This is a genomic window from Bacteroides coprosuis (genome assembly GCF_020741705.1).
Lineage (GTDB): Bacteria > Bacteroidota > Bacteroidia > Bacteroidales > Bacteroidaceae > Bacteroides_E > Bacteroides_E coprosuis.
On record NZ_DYYK01000174.1, the window covers coordinates 1 to 2506 of the forward strand.

General features: G+C 37.4%; 2 protein-coding genes. Both read right to left on the reverse strand.

Annotated elements, in window-relative coordinates; genetic code table 11:
* Positions 1–1725, reverse strand: a 1725-nt coding sequence (locus K8V80_RS10365) for a metallophosphoesterase (protein WP_276777730.1), incomplete at its 3' end; no start/stop codon positions are given.
* 582 nt (positions 1726–2307) lie between these two features.
* Positions 2308–2506: hypothetical protein (locus K8V80_RS10370; protein WP_276777732.1), on the reverse strand; the 199-nt coding region annotated here is incomplete at its 5' end.

Sequence of the window (2506 nt, forward strand, 5' to 3'; positions counted from 1 at the left end):
ATAATGGTTGTAGGTTTTAGATGTAGCTACAAAATCTCCTACACTCTTATAGCCATCGCCCATATAGACAGATAGCTGAGGCTCTCCAAGTTTGCTTTGTTCAATGCCAAAGCCTTTGCCGTTCATACTTCCCATGGGTATGGCACTATGCAACTCATTCGATTTGTAAAACAATTCGATGGTAAAACCTTTTTGTATCTTCTCAGCCCACTTTTTGGAGGAGTAGGGAATGCGATAAAATAGGTTTGCATCCTTTTTGAAATCGGCCACATAGCAATTTAGAGTTTCATCAAAACGAGTATTGGGTTCAGTGCCACTATAGATGATATTATTCGGTTCAGTAGAATAATCTAGCCCTGTATAATCATTGAAAACTAAGTCGAGTACATCTGCTTTGGGGGCAGTATAGGCCGATGAAGGAGTAAAAGCGGGGGTGTGAAAATAATCACTACTAATAGGTTGCGAAGCATTTCCTGAAGAGTCGAGAGCAACAATACGTATCTTGTATTGGGTATCTCCTTTCAATCCTGTAGCCTCCCAATGTAGCTTTTGGGGCATTGCTTTATTTAAGTAAAACTGAGATAGAATGGTATAGCGTTGATACACCTTGTTGTCAGATTCCTGAATCACATCGAGTACATAGTGGTGCACCATATCATCGTCTATTGCCTGAGGAAACTTTACGGTACATTTGTGATCTTCTACTTTTGTGATGGTTATATTGGCATCCATGGCAAACTCAGGATTTGAATTATCCACTCTCTTTGCAAGATTGAAAGCTCTACGATTGATGGGGTTTTTGATGATCCAGTTGTTTTTGATGGTGTTGCCTCTCAAAGCATCAATACGAGTAATACCTAGATCTTGATTTTTGCTTATTTCTACGATTGCAGCCTCTGCCACTTGGTCGAAATACGGAGGACGAGTACCTTCAGAATAGCCACCTTCTACCTCTATAAAAGCGGTTGATCCCACATTGACACTAGTAAAGTATTGTTGATGGATGCTGCGTTCATCAGATATAGGGTAGTGTGAATGGGCAGAAAAAACAACTACTTGTGGGTAATCTTTGAGGATGCTAACAAGTTCCTTGCTGCCCCAACCTTCATCTATACCCGAACCATATACCGTGTTTTCGGCAGGGACGTGGCAGAATAGAAAGATAGGTTTTTTAGGATACTGTTTACGCACAGCCACAAGAGCCTTTTCTAAGTATTCTTTATCTGTAGAACTGTAATAAGGTTCAACATTTGTTTGAGTATTTAAAATAATGCAAGGATACCCTTTCAAATCCACAAAATGATTCAGAGGTTGCTCGAGTATTTTTTCAAACTGCGTTTGACCTTCTGGAGCAGGATGATCATTTATCCTTTCCCGATTACCCATCACATAATACACTTGGATGTGTTTGGGTAGAGTAGAAAAAATCTCTTTCACCTGTTCGTATTCCTCTTTAGAACCCGTAAGAGTCATATCACCTAGTACAAAAACTCCGTCTAAGTTGGGTTGCCTTTTCACTAAGACGTCCAATGTATGCTTTAGTTTTTCGTTATTATCGATTTGCCCCACATGAGTATCTCCAATGACGGCAAACGTGGGTCTTTTACTTTTTCTGGAGAATAGATTACTTCCTGCTATGTCATTATTATTGGCAAGAATAGGTTCAATAGACAGTCCAAAGGCAAATAATATCAGTAATCCTAAAAGGAAGGAGATTCTTTTCATTCTTTTCTGTTTAAAATCGGTACAAAATTCTTATTCAAAGGTAGTAGGAAAAGGTTAGATAGTGAAAAAAGGAGGTCAATAATTTGATGATTAGAGGCTTAAAGTATCTATTTTACCCTTTGTCGTGCTATTTTAGGATAAATAAATATTTACGCATTGTAAGGGGCTAAAAGAGGAGGAGCTATAACTTTGGTATTTGAGCAAACTTCAGGGCATAAAAAAAGAGGGAGGATAATAAATTTTAGCCCATTCTCCCTCTTTGGTTTTGTGTAAGGATAACGTTTCGTTTAATTAGTTTATGTATTTCTTAATTACACAGTTGTCAATATAGTTATTTTCTAGTAAAAAGGAATAGGGTTATCCCTAAAGATGATTGATAATCAGTAAATTATAATCTTTCGACCATTTGATGGTCTATACAGAGGTAACGAATTTATGAGAAGATAACTCTGGAGTATCATAGCTATCGAGAATCTTAAAAGTATTTCTTTTATTCCTTCCCAACTTATAGGTTCTGTATAATTACCCTAGTGAAGTAGATACTTTTGAGTAAAGTTTATTTCTAGTGGAGCTGTAATTGCTCTAGGAGAGATGCCTATTGTAGAGGTTTATTCTTTGGTCTAAATACTTTGCAGTTTCTAGGAATAAGCCATTGGGCCTTGTTAGTATGTAGGTGTGGTAATCTCTATCTAGTAGGGCATCGAGCCAGTCGTCAATATCTCTTACATATTTGATGATTACGTAAATAAAGTAAACTTCGTTGATAAACAGGCCATTGGGA